This is a genomic window from Chelatococcus caeni, from assembly GCF_014196925.1.
Lineage (GTDB): Bacteria > Pseudomonadota > Alphaproteobacteria > Rhizobiales > Beijerinckiaceae > Chelatococcus_A > Chelatococcus_A caeni.
In genome coordinates, this window is sequence record NZ_JACIEN010000001.1 from 983,252 (window position 1) to 997,865 (window position 14,614).

The window sequence follows — 14,614 nt, forward strand, 5'->3', positions numbered from 1 at the left end:
ATGTTAGTCGCGCCCGCCCGCCCGGGCACGGGCGAAGCCGATGTGGGAGGCGGGGTTCTGCAGCATGTTCCGGCGGTGCTCCGGCGAGCGGCGCCAGTCCTCCATCGCTTCCTCGAGGGAGCGCTGTCCCATGGCGATGTTCTCCGCCCCGTGCGTGAAACGCCGCCCGGTCCCGTCCATGCGGCTCCAGAACGAGCCGGCGGCCTCGTGCGAGAGCACATCCTTCTCGGCCATGGCGCGGGCCTGCTGCCGCGCCGCCGCATTGAGCGCCTCGTCCGGCGTCACCGGCCCGAGGCCGCTCGCGGCACGAAAGCGCGAAACCGCGCCCGCTGCCGCCGGGGCGGCCTCCGAGGAAACGGTTTCGACGCTCTGGCGCTTGGAGGCGGCCATGGTGCAGGCACTGAGCGCGAGGGCGAGCGAAACGAGCAGGGCAGGGATCTTCATGAAGGTCATCGGCAGGGTGGGGAGGGAGGAGAGCCCCGATCCATGTCCGACGTTGCCGGCCTCTTTGTGGCAAGGCTCGGCGAAAACGCGGGCCTGCGGGAAGCCGTCGGCTCACCGATGAACGGCAGGGGAGAAAAATGTGGTGGCCGGCTGCACGGGCGTTGGCCGGCCAGTCCTCCGACTGGAGCTCAAAATTCTCAGGTGATTGAAAAATGATCGGCGACTTGTGATCGGTTGTCCGCGGCTGGCTAGCCAACGGTTCGAATGGTCAGTGTGAGACTGCTTTCGTCTTCCTCAATTTCCGCATCGAGGTAATCGATTGCATCTTGATTCATGTAAAGAAAGTGAATGATTCGCCCATAGGCCGCGTCAGGAATGTCGGTGGCTATTTCCGCCATCGCGCGACTCTTGTCGTCGGTCTTCTTCCAAAAGATTATGGCGTCCATGACTTCGTCGAACGTCATAAGTGCAGCCCCTCGGAATGCTGAACTGGTTCTCGCGTTGATCTGTCCCGGCCGTCGAGCGGGGCAAGGACCGGTCCCGTCAAGCCGCCGACCGTTCGGACCTTGCGCAGGGCCTGAGGAGCAATCTCGATCAGCCCGGCCATGGTCATGGCGCCGTCCACCTCATCGGGCAGCCCGAGAGGCTGAACGCGGAACCCGGCCTCATGAAAGCGTGGCAGCCACCAGGTCTCGAACACCGCGGAGACGGCCTGCAATCCGTTCCGCAGGCCATATTCCTGCAGGGCAGCCATGAGTTCCATGTTGACGCGGCCGCCGCGAAACTCCTTCACCACGAAGAAGCGCGACCACTCCATGATGTCGGGGCCCTGGGGGATGCCGCGCTCGGCTGCCAGATGCGGAAAGACCTCCGACAGCATATGCGACCGGGTTGTGGGAAATAATCTATGTCCACCGGCTATTCTGCCGTTTTCGATGGCAAGGAAATAGACCGTGTCCGCGGTGTCATAGCTGTCTTGTTCGATGCCGTTTCCTCTGTCCAGGTTCTGCCATTTTCGTTCATCGACGAAGATCTCGTGCCGGATGCGGTATGACCTTTCTATCATATCGCCGTATTTGTGCCTGTTTATCGCGTCTACGACGTGGATCACGGGTATCCCTTTTCCGCTGCGTTGTTCGCACGGAGAGGGAATCATAAAATTTATGGTTAATTAATTGTACTTGTATGCAACCTAGGGGTAGATGCAGCGCCGCTGCATGGCCATGACCACGGCCTGGGCCTTGGTGTTGGCGCCGAGTTTCTCGGCTGCGGTGCGAATGTGGTGGCCGATGGTCCTCGGCGTCAGCCCGAGGATTTCTCCGACCTCCAGAACCGTCTTGCCCCATGCGGTCAGCAGCAGCACGTCCTTCTCGCGGTCTGTCAGCTGAACCGACTGGGCCTTTCTCGTCTCGTCGACGACCCGGAGCCGTTCGGCCGCATACATCGTCAGAAGATGCAATCCGCGCCTTGCTTCACCCGTCAGCGACAGCGACGCGCCGGCGAACGAGGCGCATCCGGTGCCGTCGAAGCCGTGCAGGGGGACGCTCCAGCCTTCCTTCAAACCATAGTCGCGCGCCGACGTCATGACGGTCCTGGACCGCCCCCTCGGGATCGGGCAGTCGCTCCAGAAGAAAGGGTCGTTCGTCTTGAAGCAATGCTCCGCGACTGGATCGCTGTCGATGAGGCGGTGCCGAGTATAGAAGTCGTACCACGGATCGGACCACCGCTTTGCGTAGATCATGTCGCGGAAGTTCTGATATTTATTGGGTATTCTGGTGAAGATGAAGTATGTGGCGCCATAGCGCTCCGCGAACTGCACGACACCGTTCATGATGGTATCGGTGTCGGTCGTCGATTCCAGGTCCTCGATCGATCTAAGGACTTCGGCGGCAACTGCTTCTCTGGGCATCCGACCATCCCCCTCCGGGGCTGGAACGGCCCCGAGGCTGCTCTTAATTTTGCCGCATTTTATTAACGCCGTATTGATGTGGAATTCACGGGCGCAGCCACGCGGGGCAGGGGCGTTCTTGCGCCGGGCCGGTTTCGGCTTGTTATGACGTGCAAGATCAGAGCGTAGGGGGCGGGAGTGGCCGGGAATTGGCGGGAACGCGCGTCCTCGGGGCGCCCGAAGGGACCGCGCTTCAGGCGGACCTGACCGGGACCTTCAAGAGGCCGTTCCCGGAACAGGTCGCGTTCTTCCACGGGCAAGCTCGCCAATCTCGTGCCGACAAGCACGTGGCGCGACCTGGAGCGCGAGGCGCACGATTCGACCTTCATGGTGCCGGCGCCATGAAGGCGGACCTGCTCGCCGACCTCGCCGCGACCGTCGACAAGGCGGTCACGCAGGGGCTCACCCTCCGGCTGGCGTGCGCCATGTGATGCGCTCCCATGGCGATGCTGGGCGGGAGGAAGCACGCGGGCAGCGGGCCGTGACGGCGAACAATGTGCTGCGGCAAGCTTCGGCGGTCACCTTCCGGTGTGGCTTGCATCGCTTTTCTCGACCGTTTCCGCTCGAGGCAGCAGGGTCGGGTTTCGAGAATCCTCCGCCGGTCAGCGGCCGGGAGATGCGGTGCCTGCGATGAGTGAGTCTGCGAAGAGCGCGACACGCGTCATGGACTTCATGATGCCTGGCGAGCGGAATGCTCTAGGTGTGAACGCCGTCATTCGGCCGGGGCCGGAACCCGACCGTCTTCGGGACCGACGGCCGGCGCTATGTCGGTCTGCGGCGGCTCGGGCACTGCGCCTTCGGCGGGCGCTGCCCGACCGTTGGCCGGCGGCGCGCCCGGGTCCTGCGGCGCTGCTTCCGGGACCGTGGCGCTGGTGACGGGGTCGCTCGGCATCGGCTCCGGCGTCACCGAGCCGTCGGCGGCCGCGACGCGCCAGACCGTGTTGCCGGCGTCGTCGGCGATGAGCAGCGCGCCGGTGCCGTCGATGGCGAGGCCGACCGGCCGGCCGCGCGCCTCGTCGCCCTCGAGGAAGCCGGTCACGACGTCCCGGGCCATGCCGGCCGGGCGGCCGTTCTCGAAGGGAATGTAGACGACCTTGTAGCCGTTGAAGGCTCTGCGGTTCCAGCTGCCCCGGTGCCCGACGAAAGCGCCGTTGCGATAAGCCTCCGGCATCGCCGAATTGTTGGTGAAGGCGAGGCCGAGGGCTGCGACGTGGCTGGAGAGCGCATAGTCCGGCTTGATCGCCTTTTCGACGAGATCCGGACGCGGCGGCACGACCCGTTCGTCGACATGCTGCCCGAAATAGCTCCAGGGCCAGCCGTAGAAGCCGCCGTCCCGCACCGAGGTCAGATAGTCGGGCACGAGGTTGGGGCCGAGCTCGTCGCGCTCGTTGACTACCGTCCACAATTCCCCTGTTTCGGGATGGATGTTGAGCCCGTTGGGATTGCGCAGGCCGGACGCGAAGATGCGCGCCGCGCCGGTCACGCGGTCGACCTGCCAGATCGCCGCGCGCCCTTTCTCGGCCTCCAGCCCGCGCTCGCCGGCATTGGAGTTGGAGCCGACGGAGGCGTAGAGAAAGCGGCCGTCCGGGCTGAGCGCGAGGTCCTTGGTCCAGTGATGGTTGATCGGGCCGCCGGGAAGCGGCGTCAGCACGGTCGGCCGCGCGTCGATCGCCGTCTCGCCGAGCCGGTAGGGATAGGCCAGGATGGCGTCGGCGGCGGCGACGTAGAGCGTGTCCTCGTACCACGCCACGCCGAAGGGCGAGTTGAGGCCGGTCAAAAGGTCGACGCGTTCATCGACCACGCCGTCGCGGTTGGTGTCGCGCAGGAGCGTGATGAGGTTCGTTTCCTTTTCGTCGCCGCCGCCACCGGCGGCCATGTCCATGATGAAGTCGCGAATGATGTCCTTCGGGCGGTTGAGCGGCTTGTCCGGAGGCGCCTTGGACTGGACGACGAGCACGTCGCCGTTGGGCAGCGTGTGCACGGTGCGCGGATTGGCGAGATCCGTCGCATAGGGCGTGGCGACTAGATCCTCGGGGACGGCCGGCTTCTCGCCTTCATGCCAGCCCACGACTTCCGCCACCTTGAGGTCCGGAAGCAGGTCGTTCCGCGGCGCGGGCAGGACGGGGTCGGGACCGTATTGCTGCGACACGTCGAAATTCTCGTCGCCGCAGCCGGAGATCAGGAGAGCGGCACCGACGATTGTGGAGAGGGCGAAAGTTCTAGACATGACGCGCTCCCCAGCGTCCGAACAGTCCGGTGACCAACATGGCGAAGACGGTCAGGATCGACACCGTCATTCCCCAGGGGACAACCGCCGTCCACCCGTCGGCTGTGTGGATGAAATTGTTGAGCGTGGCGAGCAGCAGCACGACGATGCCGCCGCTCACCGCCGGCCAGGAGAGCCATATCCGGCGGAAGGCCCAGTCGAGCAGGAGGGCGATTGCCGCGAGGATGCCGAAAACCAGCCCCGCAAACAGCAACCATTCGGAGAAGTGGAGCCAGAGCAGGTTCAGCGTGTGCCAGTAGGCGATGTCGGTCAGAACCGTGAGGCTGAAGCAGGCGATCGGAAATGAAAGAAGGACGGCGTGGACCAGATCCATCGCCGAGGCCCGCGCGGGCCATGGGCGGTCGTACGTCATCGGCTCACCTGCCGTGTGGTTTCGGTCTAAAGGGGGATACTAATGGGAGCCGCTTTTGTTCCCGTCATCTTCGCATCAACGGGCGGCCGGCGAAAAAACCAGACGGTGCAGTACAGCAGATCGGCGACACGGCTATGTTTTCGATCGTTCTGCTCTACGTGCTTGCTGCGACCGTAATTTGCACTTTGCGCCCGGGCCGCGAGCAGCGGACCTGCGAGGCGCGATCGGCGCCGTCAACGTGAGCAGCTGAACGAGGGCAGCCTGCCACTCCGGCTTGCGCGCCAGAGCGGTGGAATCCACCACAGTTGCAGCTGGCCCGGCCAAAACAAAAACGGCGATCCCTTGCGGGATCGCCGTTCGGAGCCTTCGGCTCGAAATCGTGGTGCGGTCGAGAGGACTCGAACCTCCACTCCTCTCGGAACTACCACCTCAAGGTAGCGCGTCTACCAGTTCCGCCACGACCGCAACCGCTTCGTGGAGACGTCCGTCTCCGGAAGCGGGCTGGGATGTAACAGATCGATGTCGGCTCCACAAGTGCCCCGTTGCGGCCTGTGCAAAAACTCCCCACAGGTGCTGCACGGGCCAGCTCCAGCGGCGCTCTCCCCGGCGTTTTCCTCGTTCCCTCAGGCTATTCCGCCGGGACTGCGGGGCAGTGCCGCTACTTTCGAACTTGTCGAACGCCAAATCCCGCCCCACTTTCTGCGGCGGAGCCGCGCGGTTGCGTCGGCTTGCCACGGGATGGGGACGACGTTCGTTGCTGAAGGCGAGAGACGAGTTGGGCGGCCTGATGCTGCCGCAGGCGGGCGCACCGCCCGTCGAATGGCGCATCAGCGACGGCTATGTCGGCTATGAGGAGGCCGTGGCGGCGATGGAGGCGCGCGTCGCGGCGATCGCGGCGGGCGAGGCGGCCGAATGCGTCTGGCTGCTGGAGCATCCGCCGCTCTATACCGCCGGGACCTCGGCCAACGACGCCGATCTCGTCGAGCCGGGGCGTTTCCCCGTCTTCCGCTCCGGCCGCGGTGGCCAGTTCACCTATCACGGGCCCGGCCAGCGCGTGGCCTATGTCATGCTCGACCTCTCGCGGCGCACGCAGGACCTGAGGGCCTTCGTCGCGGCGCTGGAGGCCTGGCTGATCGCCACGCTCGACGGCTTCAACGTGCGCGGCGAGCGGCGCGAGGACCGTGTCGGCGTCTGGGTGCGCCGGCCGGAGAAGGGCGCGGCGGCTGAGGACAAGATCGCCGCCATCGGCATCCGCGTGCGCCGCTGGGTCACCTTCCACGGCATCAGCCTCAACGTGGAGCCGGACCTTTCGCATTTCTCCGGCATCGTGCCTTGCGGCGTGCGCCAGCACGGCGTCACGAGCCTCGTCGATCTCGGCATCCCCGTCACCATGCCGGAGGTGGATGCCGCGCTCAGGGCGAGCTTCGAGGACATCTTCGGGCCGGCCGTTCCCGTCCCGGCCTGAAGCCGGCCCGTCCGTCGGTCCCGGAAACACCCTCTCCAAATGCGCCTTGGCATCGGCGCACGTTGCCGGATCGCGGGCACGGCGCCATAGTCCGGCCAACGGCCCGCACTGCGGGCGACAGCCGTTGGGGAGGGACGCGTGCCGGCCATCGAGAGCGCGATCGATTCGACATCCGCCGATTTTCGCGCCAATGCCGCCGCCTGGGCCGAGCTCAGGGCGGAACTCGACGCCCGGCGGGCCGAGGTGGCGGCCGGCGGGCCGGCGAAGGCGCGCGAGCGGCACCTGGCGCGCGGCAAGCTCCTGCCGCGCGAGCGCGTCATGCGCCTCATCGATCCAGGTTCGCCCTTCCTCGAGATCGCGCCGCTTGCGGCCTTCGGCATGTATGGCGATGCCATCCACGGCGCCGGGCTGATCGCGGGCATCGGCCGGGTCGAGGGCCGTGAGGTCATGATCGTGTGCAACGATTCGACCATCAAGGGCGGCACCTACTACCCGATGACGGTGAAGAAGCACCTGCGCGCCCAGGAGATCGCGCGCGAGAACAGGCTGCCCTGCATCTATCTGGTCGATTCGGGCGGGGCCAACCTGCCGCACCAGACGGAGGTGTTCCCCGACCGGGAGCATTTCGGCCGCATCTTCTACAACCAGGCGACGCTGTCCTCGCTCGGCATCCCGCAGATCGCCGTCGTCATGGGCTCGTGCACGGCCGGCGGCGCCTATGTGCCGGCCATGTCCGACGAGACCATCATCGTGCGCCGGCAGGGCACCATCTTCCTTGGCGGCCCGCCGCTGGTGAAGGCGGCGACCGGCGAGGTCGTCTCGGCCGAAGACCTCGGCGGGGCCGACGTGCACGCCCGCCAGTCCGGCGTCGCCGACCATTACGCGGTGGACGACGTGCATGCGCTCGCGCTCGCGCGCCGCATCGTCGCCAATCTCAACACGATGAAGAAGAGCGACATCGCCCTGACGACGCCGGCCGAGCCCGTCTACGACCCGGCCGAGCTCGAGGGCCTCGTGCCCACCGACCTCAAGAAGCAGTACGACATCCGCGAGGTCATCGCCCGGCTCGTCGACGGTTCCGAGTTCGACGAGTTCAAGCGCCTCTACGGCACGACGCTGGTGACCGGCTTTGCCCGCATCTGGGGTGTCCCCGTCGGCATCATCGCCAACAATGGCATTCTTTTCTCCGAATCGGCGCTGAAGGGCGCCCATTTCATCGAATTGTGCTGCCAGCGCCGCATCCCGCTGCTCTTCCTGCAGAACATCTCCGGCTTCATGGTGGGGCGGCAGTACGAGGCCGGCGGCATCGCCAAGGACGGGGCGAAGCTCGTCACGGCGGTGGCCTGCGCCCGCGTGCCCAAGATCACGGTGCTCGTCGGCGGCTCCTTCGGCGCCGGCAACTACGGCATGTGCGGGCGGGCCTATTCGCCGCGCTTCCTCTTCACCTGGCCCAACAGCCGCATCTCGGTGATGGGCGGCGAGCAGGCGGCGAGCGTGCTCGCCACCGTCAGGCGCGACAACATCGAGGCCGAGGGCAAGACGTGGAGCGCGGAGGAGGAGGAGGCCTTCAAGGCGCCCATCCGCGACCGCTACGAGGAGGAGGGCAACCCCTACCACGCCACCGCGCGCCTGTGGGACGACGGCATCATCCTGCCCTCCGAGACGCGCCGCGTGCTGGGCCTCGCCTTCTCTGCCTGCCTCAACGCCCCGGTCGAGGAAACGCGTTTCGGCGTGTTCCGGATGTGAAGGTGCAAACGGCGCCCTCTCTTCGCAGGCGGGGAGAAGGAGCGACCGTCCGGCACCGTCCTCGCACGGCCGTGCATTCCCTCTCCACATTGCCGGCATTCCGCCTGCCGGCCTCCACATTGCCGCTGTGACCGGCTAGTCTTCCTCCCATTAAACCGTTTCAGATCGGACAAGCGCCGCAGGAGCGGCCGGGGACAGGGAGACGTCGCATGGCATCGAAGGGCAAGGTGGCACTCATCACGGGGGCGGGATCCGGCGTCGGGCGAGGGGTGGCGCTCGCCTTCCTGAAGGACGGCTACAGCGTCGTCCTCGCCGGCCGCCGCAAGGAGGCGCTGGAGGAGACGATCCGCCTCGCGGGTGTTCCCGCCGACCAGGCGCTCGCGGTGTCCACCGATGTGACCGATCCGGCCTCCGTCAAGGCGCTCTTCGCCGCCTGCAAGGAGCGCTTCGGGCGGCTCGACGTGCTGTTCAACAACGCCGGTGTCTCGGCGCCGGGCCTGCCGCTCGAGGACCTGACCTTCGAGCAGTGGAAGGCGGTGGTCGATACCAACCTGACCGGGCCCTTCCTGTGCACGCAGGAGGCCTTCAAGCTGATGAAGGACCAGAGCCCGCGCGGCGGGCGCATCATCAACAACGGTTCCATCTCGGCCTATGCGCCGCGGCCGAATTCCGCGCCCTATACGGCGACGAAGCACGCGATCTCGGGCCTCACGCGCTCGACGTCGCTCGACGGGCGCAAGTACGACATCGCCTGCGGGCAGATCGACATCGGCAATGCGGCGACCGACATGGCCGCCAAGATGGCCGAAGGCGTGCCGCAGGCGGACGGCTCCATCAGGAAGGAGCCGCTGATGGACGTGACCCACGTGGCCAACGCGGTGCTGCACATGGCGAGCTTGCCGCTCGAGGCCAATGTCCTCTTCATGAACGTGATGGCGACGAAGATGCCCTTCGTCGGCCGCGGGTGAGCGGCACGAGGCCCGTTGCGCCCGCCGGGGGCTTCCCGCGGCGGGCCGGGCAGGGTAAGCGGGGGCGTCCGTTTCTCTGACCTTCAGGAGTGAACATGTCTTCGATCGAACGCATCGGCGTCGGCCCGCGCATGAGCGAGGCGGTGGCCTTCGGCAATCTCGTCTTCCTCTCCGGCGAGGTCGCGGACGACACCTCGCAGGACACGGCCGGCCAGACGCGCCAGATCCTCGCCCAGATCGACGAGACGCTGAAGAAGGCCGGCACCGACAAGACCAAGATCCTCAAGGCCAACATCTGGCTGGCCGACATGGCCGATTTCGCCAAGATGAACGAGGTGTGGGACGCCTGGGTGCCGCAGGGCAACACGCCGGCCCGCGCCACCGTCGAGGCCAAGCTCGCGACCCCGGCCTACCGGGTCGAGATCATGGTGGTCGCGGCGCGCTGAGCCCCGGCCAGCGGCTGAGAACGAAAGGCGCGGCGCCCCGGTGCCGCGCCTTTTCTTTGGGGCGCATCGCCCTTGCCGCGGCGCGGCAGCTTCATCAGACTGTCAGAATGTCGGGCTAGGAGCAGCGCCTCACTCGGCCCCCTCATTGCAGAAGATGCCGCAACCGACCGGAGGCAAGGTGCAGGCCGACGTCGCCCGTCTGAGGCACCGCTACGCGCGGCAGGTCACGATGCGGCTCGTCGCGAGCGACGAGCGGCTTCGCGACGCCTTTGCCGCGGTCCCGCGCGAGCGCTTCGTGGGACCAGGCCCCTGGCGCCTCGTGACGCCGTTCGGCAGCGAGATGACGCCCGATGCCGACCTGCGGCACGTCTATTCCGACATCGCGATCGAGTGCCATCCGGTGCGCGGCAGGGACGATGGCGAGCCCTCGCTGCACGCCCTCGGCATCGCGGCCCTCGGCCTTGGCGCCGGCCAGGCCGTCGCCCATGCCGGCTGTGGCACGGGCTACTACAGTGCGGTCATGGCCGAGCTCGTGGGCGGCGCCGGCCGCGTGGACGCCCATGAGGACGACCGCGTGCTCGCGGAGCGGGCAAGGTCCGCCCTCGCGCCGTGGCCGCAGGCGAGCGTGACGGAAATGCCGTCGGCGTCGTTGCCGGCCTACGACGCGGTCTATTGCGAGGCGGCCGGAACCGGCCCCGACGAGGCGTGGCTCGCGGCGGTGAAGGACGGCGGACGGATCGTCTTTCCGCTGACGGACGCCTTCGGGCGCGGCGCGCTCGTCTGCCTGTCGCGCCGGGGCGACGTCTTTGCCGTCGCGCCGCTCGCGCGCGTCACCGTCACGCCGCCGGCCTTGCCGGGCGGCGCCGGGGTCGATGCGCGTCTCGCCGAGGCTTCGGCAGCCGGCAGGCTCATGTCCGTTCGGGCGCTCTACCGGGGGGCGCCGTCCGTCTCCGATCCGGCGGTCGTCCGGGGCGACGGCTGGTGGCTTTCCTCGCGCCCGCTTGATCTCTAGCGCAGCCGCCGGACGCAATTCCGACAACTTTTCGTCGATCCGCCGGAACCAACGGCTCCGTTCGGGTGTTGATCTGGCGAACGTGGATAGCGAGGCGTGAACATGCATCCACGGTTCGAAAACGGAAAGCACGCGAACCAGGCCGACCTGAGCGCGCGCGCCCGAAGCGGCGCGTCGTGAAGGGACCGTGTGTCCCCGCGAAAGGTCAGCAGAAGAGAGGATTCCGTCATGCGAACCAAGTTCGGTATCACTGTTGCAACCGCAGCCCTGCTGCTGGCTGTGCCGGCGGTCGCCCAGACCACGGCTCCGGCGACTCCCGAGCCGACTCCCCCGGCCACCCAGCCGCAAGCGCCTGGCGCTGCGCCTGAGAGCGCGCCGAGCACTGCGCCGAACATGCAGGGCGGCACTGAGATGAAGGCGCCGGATACATCGGCCGCCGCCCCGGCCACGGGTGCTCCGGCCGGCTTCGTGACCGCGCAGGCCGAATCCCAGTGGATGGTCTCGAAACTGATGGGCAAGTCCGTGGTCGGCATGGATGACAAGACCATCGGCGAGATCAACGACGTCGTGCTCGATCAGGAAGGCAAGGCCGACGCGGCCGTGATCGGCGTCGGCGGCTTCCTCGGCATCGGCCAGAAGAATGTCGCCATTCCGTTCACGGAGCTGCAGGTGACGAAGGACGCCGAGGGCGATGTCGAGAAGATCACGCTGTCGGCCACCCGCGAGCAGCTTGAGCAGGCCCCGGCCTTCAAGACCCTCGCGGACATTCGCTCCGAGCAGGATCGGATGAGCACGGGTTCCACCCGTCCGGCCGATCCGACTGCCCCGCCGGCGCCGGCCGCGCCGCCGCCGGCCGCGCCTCCGCAGTAAGCGCAGGTGAGGTGAGGCGCGTGTCATCCCACGCGCCGGCACCGGGCGGCCCGCTTCGGCGGGCCGCCTTTTTGCGTCCGGCGGGCGTTGCGTCGGTCAGGGTCGCGTCTAGGATGAGGCAACGAATTGCGGCGAGCGGGGGGTGCGATGTCGCGGGCTGGCTTGAGCGAGCGGGTGACGCAGGGCAGGGGCGCCACGGCGGCGGATGTCGTGGTGCGCGACGTCAGGCTGCTCGATCTCGTGACGGGTGATCTCGTCCCGACGGATATCGCGCTCTGCGGCGATACGATCGTCGGGACCTACGACCGTTACGACGGACGCGAGATCATCGAGGGCGGCGGGCGCATCGCCGTTCCCGGCTTCATCGACACCCACTGCCATGTCGAATCGTCGCTCGTGATGCCGCAGGAGTTCGAGCGCTGCGTCCTGCCGCACGGTGTGACGAGCGCGGTCTGCGACCCCCACGAGATGGCGAACGTGCTCGGCGCCCCGGCGTTCGATTTCTTCCTCGCCTCGGCCGAGCGCATGGTGATGGACCTCTTCGTGCAGTTGTCGAGCTGCGTGCCGGCGACCGCGCTGGAGACCTCGGGTGCGCGGCTCGATGCCGATGATCTCCTGCCCTACTGGGCCCATCCGAAGGTCATCGGGCTCGCCGAGTTCATGAACTTTCCCGGCGTCCTCGCCCTCGATCCCGCCTGCACCGCCAAGCTGCAGGCCTTCGCCAACGGCCATATCGATGGCCATGCGCCCCTGCTCAGTGGCAAGGATCTCAACGGCTATTGCGCCGCGGGCATCCGCACCGAGCATGAGGCGACGAGCGCCGAGGAGGCGCTCGAGAAGATCCGCAAGGGCATGACCGTGCTCATCCGCGAGGGCTCGGTGTCGAAGGATCTCCATGCGCTCGCGCCGCTGCTCACCCTCGCGACCTCGCCGTTCCTCGCCTTCTGCACCGACGACCGCAACCCGCTCGACATCGCGGAGGAGGGGCATATCGACTTCCTCATCCGCAGCGCCATTGCCCTCGGCGTGCCGCCGCTTGCCGCCTATCGCTCGGCCTCGCTGACGGCCGCGGCTGCCTTCGGGCTCGTCGACCGCGGCATGATCGCCCCCGGCAGGCGGGCCGACATCGTCCTCCTCGACCATCTCGAGGAATGCCGCGTGTCGGATGTGATCGTCGGTGGGCGGCTCGTGCGGCCGGAGCTGTTTGCCGAGTGCGAGCCGGTGGCGCCGATCGGCCTTGCCAGCATGAAGGCACGCGAGGTCTCCGCGACGGACTTCGCCATCGCCGGCGCGGCGGGCGAACATCCGGTCATCGGCGTCATTCCCGGCAAGATCATCACGCAGCGGCTGAGCCTGGCCGTGCCCGAGCGCGACGGTGCCCTTGTCGCCGATCCGGCCGCCGACATCGCCAAGGTCGCGGTCGTCGCCCGCCACGGGCGCAACGACAATATCGGCCGCGGCTTCGTCTCGGGTTTCGGTTTGCAGCGCGGCGCCATCGCCTCTTCCGTCGGTCACGACAGCCACAACATCTGCGTCGTCGGCGTCGATGACGCGGATATGGCGCTCGCCGTCAACCGGCTCGGCGCCATCCGCGGCGGCTTCGTCGTCGTCGAGGGCGGAGCGGTGCGCGCGGAGCTGCCCCTGCCGGTCGCCGGCCTGATGAGCGACCGGCCCTACGAGGAGGTGCATGCCGGCCTCGGCCCGCTGCGCGCGGCGGCCAAGGCGCTCGGCGTGACGTTGCCGGAGCCCTTCCTGCAGGTCGCCTTCCTGCCCCTGCCGGTGATCCCGCATCTCAAGATCAGCGACTTCGGCCTCGTCGACGTGGACCGGATGGAACTGGTGGGGCAGTAGGTAATCGGCGGTCGGCAATCGTCGAAGCGACTGCCTAATGCCGACCGCCGCCTTAATGATATGGATCGGCCGCGTCGCGCAGCCCGTCGCCCATGAAGTTGAAGGCGAGGACGACGATGATGACGGGGGCGATGGGCCACAGCAGCCACGGGTAGAGGTTCACCGCCGCAAGGTTCTGCGCCTCGTTGAGCAGCACGCCCCAGCTCGTGATCGGCGGCCTGAGGCCGAGGCCGAGGAATGACAGCGCCGTCTCGCCCAGGATCATCGAGGGGATGGACAGCGTCGCCGAGGCGATGAGGTGGCTCATGAAGTTGGGGATGAGGTGGCGGCCGATGATGCGGGCCCGCGAGGCGCCCATGAGCTCCGCCGCCTTGACGAAATCCTCCTCGCGCAGGGCGAGCAGCTTCGAGCGCACCGCGCGGGCAAGGCCCGGCCAGTCGAGTAGGCCGAGGATGATGGTGATGCCGAAGAAGACGAGCAGCGGGCTCCAGTTCGGCGGCAGGGCGGCCGACAGCGCGAGCCACAGGGGCAGCTCCGGCAGCGAGCGCAGGATCTCGATGAGGCGCTGGATGGCGTTGTCCACCCAGCCGCCCAGATAGCCGGCGATGCCGCCGAAGAACAGGCCGAGCGCGAACGACACCGCGATGCCGACGATGCCGATGGTGAGCGAGATGCGCGCCCCGTAGACGATGCGCGAGAACACGTCGCGTCCCAGCCTGTCCGTGCCGAGCAGGAAGAACGTGCCGCCGTCCGGCGGGCAGACGAGATGGAAGCGCGCATCGAACAGCCCCCAGAAGCGGTAGGGCTCGCCGGAGCAGAAGAAGCGCAGCCGCTGCGGGCGGCTCGTGTCGATGTCGTAGTCGCGGGTGAAGGTCTCGAGGTTGAACCTGAAGCTGTAGGGATAGACGAAGGGGCCGACGAGCGAGCCCTCGTGAAAGAGATGCACCCGCTGCGGCGGCGCATAGAGGAAGTCGCCGTTGCGCTGCGCCTGCCCGTAGGGCGCGATCACCTCGACGAAGGGAATGGCCGCATAGAGGGCGATGAGGACGAAGGCCGAGATGACGGCCAGCCTGTGCCGGCGGAACTTCCACCAGATGAGGGTCAGCGAGGAGGCGCGGAAGAAGCGCTCGTCCTCGCGGCCACCGGGCTCGCTCGCGCCGGGATCAAACGGTGCGTCGTCGACGAAATGCGCACTGCGGCGGCGGGAGGGCATTTCGCTCACATT

At 67.4% G+C, this 14,614-nt stretch carries 15 protein-coding genes and 1 tRNA gene; 8 read left to right on the plus strand and 8 right to left on the minus strand.

Going from position 1 to position 14,614, the window contains the following annotated elements; genetic code table 11:
* Positions 1–3: 3 nt before the first annotated feature.
* Positions 4–444, minus strand: a complete 441-nt coding sequence (locus GGR16_RS04780; protein WP_183315848.1) for a CAP domain-containing protein — start codon at positions 442–444, stop codon at positions 4–6.
* Positions 445–486: 42 nt separating this feature from the next.
* Between GGR16_RS04780 and GGR16_RS04785 the strand changes: the two genes are divergently transcribed.
* Entirely contained in the window at positions 487–660 is a 174-nt protein-coding gene (locus GGR16_RS04785; protein WP_156332787.1) for a hypothetical protein, read from the plus strand.
* A 32-nt stretch (positions 661–692) separates the two neighbouring features.
* Here the strand turns inward: GGR16_RS04785 and GGR16_RS04790 are convergent, their stop codons facing one another.
* From GGR16_RS04790 to GGR16_RS04815, 6 genes are all read right to left on the minus strand, one after another.
* Positions 693–908 carry a hypothetical protein gene (locus GGR16_RS04790; RefSeq protein WP_183315850.1) on the minus strand — a complete coding sequence of 72 codons (216 nt, stop codon included), beginning with the start codon at positions 906–908 and terminating at the stop codon, positions 693–695.
* Positions 905–1,555: a GNAT family N-acetyltransferase gene (locus GGR16_RS04795; RefSeq protein WP_183315851.1), complete on the minus strand. Its 651-nt coding sequence runs from the start codon at positions 1,553–1,555 to the stop codon at positions 905–907. The genes GGR16_RS04790 and GGR16_RS04795 overlap by 4 nt, the downstream gene beginning before the upstream one ends.
* Before the next feature lie 81 nt (positions 1,556–1,636).
* Positions 1,637–2,353: a helix-turn-helix transcriptional regulator gene (locus GGR16_RS04800; RefSeq protein ID WP_019401975.1), complete on the minus strand. Its 717-nt coding sequence runs from the start codon at positions 2,351–2,353 to the stop codon at positions 1,637–1,639.
* 751 nt (positions 2,354–3,104) lie between these two features.
* Positions 3,105–4,619: a PQQ-dependent sugar dehydrogenase gene (locus GGR16_RS04805; protein WP_183315853.1), complete on the minus strand. Its 1,515-nt coding sequence runs from the start codon at positions 4,617–4,619 to the stop codon at positions 3,105–3,107.
* Positions 4,612–5,031, minus strand: a complete 420-nt coding sequence (locus GGR16_RS04810) for a DUF2231 domain-containing protein (protein ID WP_026015106.1) — start codon at positions 5,029–5,031, stop codon at positions 4,612–4,614. Before GGR16_RS04810 ends, GGR16_RS04805 begins: the two co-directional genes overlap by 8 nt.
* A 380-nt stretch (positions 5,032–5,411) precedes the next feature.
* Positions 5,412–5,496, minus strand: a tRNA-Leu gene (locus GGR16_RS04815).
* A 322-nt stretch (positions 5,497–5,818) separates the two neighbouring features.
* On the opposite strand from GGR16_RS04815, the gene lipB reads away from it, so the two are divergent.
* The 7 genes from lipB to ade all read left to right on the plus strand — a co-directional run bounded on the left by lipB (position 5,819) and on the right by ade (position 13,389).
* Positions 5,819–6,496 (plus strand): lipoyl(octanoyl) transferase LipB, encoded by a 678-nt coding sequence (gene lipB / locus GGR16_RS04820; protein ID WP_019401972.1) that lies wholly within the window; start codon positions 5,819–5,821, stop codon positions 6,494–6,496.
* A gap of 138 nt (positions 6,497–6,634) precedes the next feature.
* Entirely contained in the window at positions 6,635–8,242 is a 1,608-nt protein-coding gene (locus tag GGR16_RS04825; RefSeq protein ID WP_183315854.1) for a carboxyl transferase domain-containing protein, read from the plus strand.
* Positions 8,243–8,451: 209 nt separating this feature from the next.
* Positions 8,452–9,210 (plus strand): SDR family oxidoreductase, encoded by a 759-nt coding sequence (locus tag GGR16_RS04830; RefSeq protein ID WP_019401425.1) that lies wholly within the window; start codon positions 8,452–8,454, stop codon positions 9,208–9,210.
* Between the two features lie 95 nt (positions 9,211–9,305).
* Positions 9,306–9,656: a RidA family protein gene (locus GGR16_RS04835; protein ID WP_019401424.1), complete on the plus strand. Its 351-nt coding sequence runs from the start codon at positions 9,306–9,308 to the stop codon at positions 9,654–9,656.
* A gap of 178 nt (positions 9,657–9,834) precedes the next feature.
* Complete coding sequence (locus GGR16_RS04840) at positions 9,835–10,668, plus strand: protein-L-isoaspartate(D-aspartate) O-methyltransferase (RefSeq protein ID WP_183315855.1); 834 nt, start codon at positions 9,835–9,837, stop codon at positions 10,666–10,668.
* A 228-nt stretch (positions 10,669–10,896) separates the two neighbouring features.
* Positions 10,897–11,538 (plus strand): PRC-barrel domain-containing protein, encoded by a 642-nt coding sequence (locus GGR16_RS04845; protein WP_082312555.1) that lies wholly within the window; start codon positions 10,897–10,899, stop codon positions 11,536–11,538.
* 147 nt (positions 11,539–11,685) lie between these two features.
* Positions 11,686–13,389 (plus strand): adenine deaminase, encoded by a 1,704-nt coding sequence (gene ade, locus GGR16_RS04850; RefSeq protein ID WP_183315856.1) that lies wholly within the window; start codon positions 11,686–11,688, stop codon positions 13,387–13,389.
* Between the two features lie 52 nt (positions 13,390–13,441).
* On the opposite strand, the gene GGR16_RS04855 is transcribed toward ade, so the two are convergent.
* Entirely contained in the window at positions 13,442–14,602 is a 1,161-nt protein-coding gene (locus tag GGR16_RS04855) for an ABC transporter permease (RefSeq protein WP_210289470.1), read from the minus strand.
* Between the last annotated feature and the right edge of the window lie 12 nt (positions 14,603–14,614).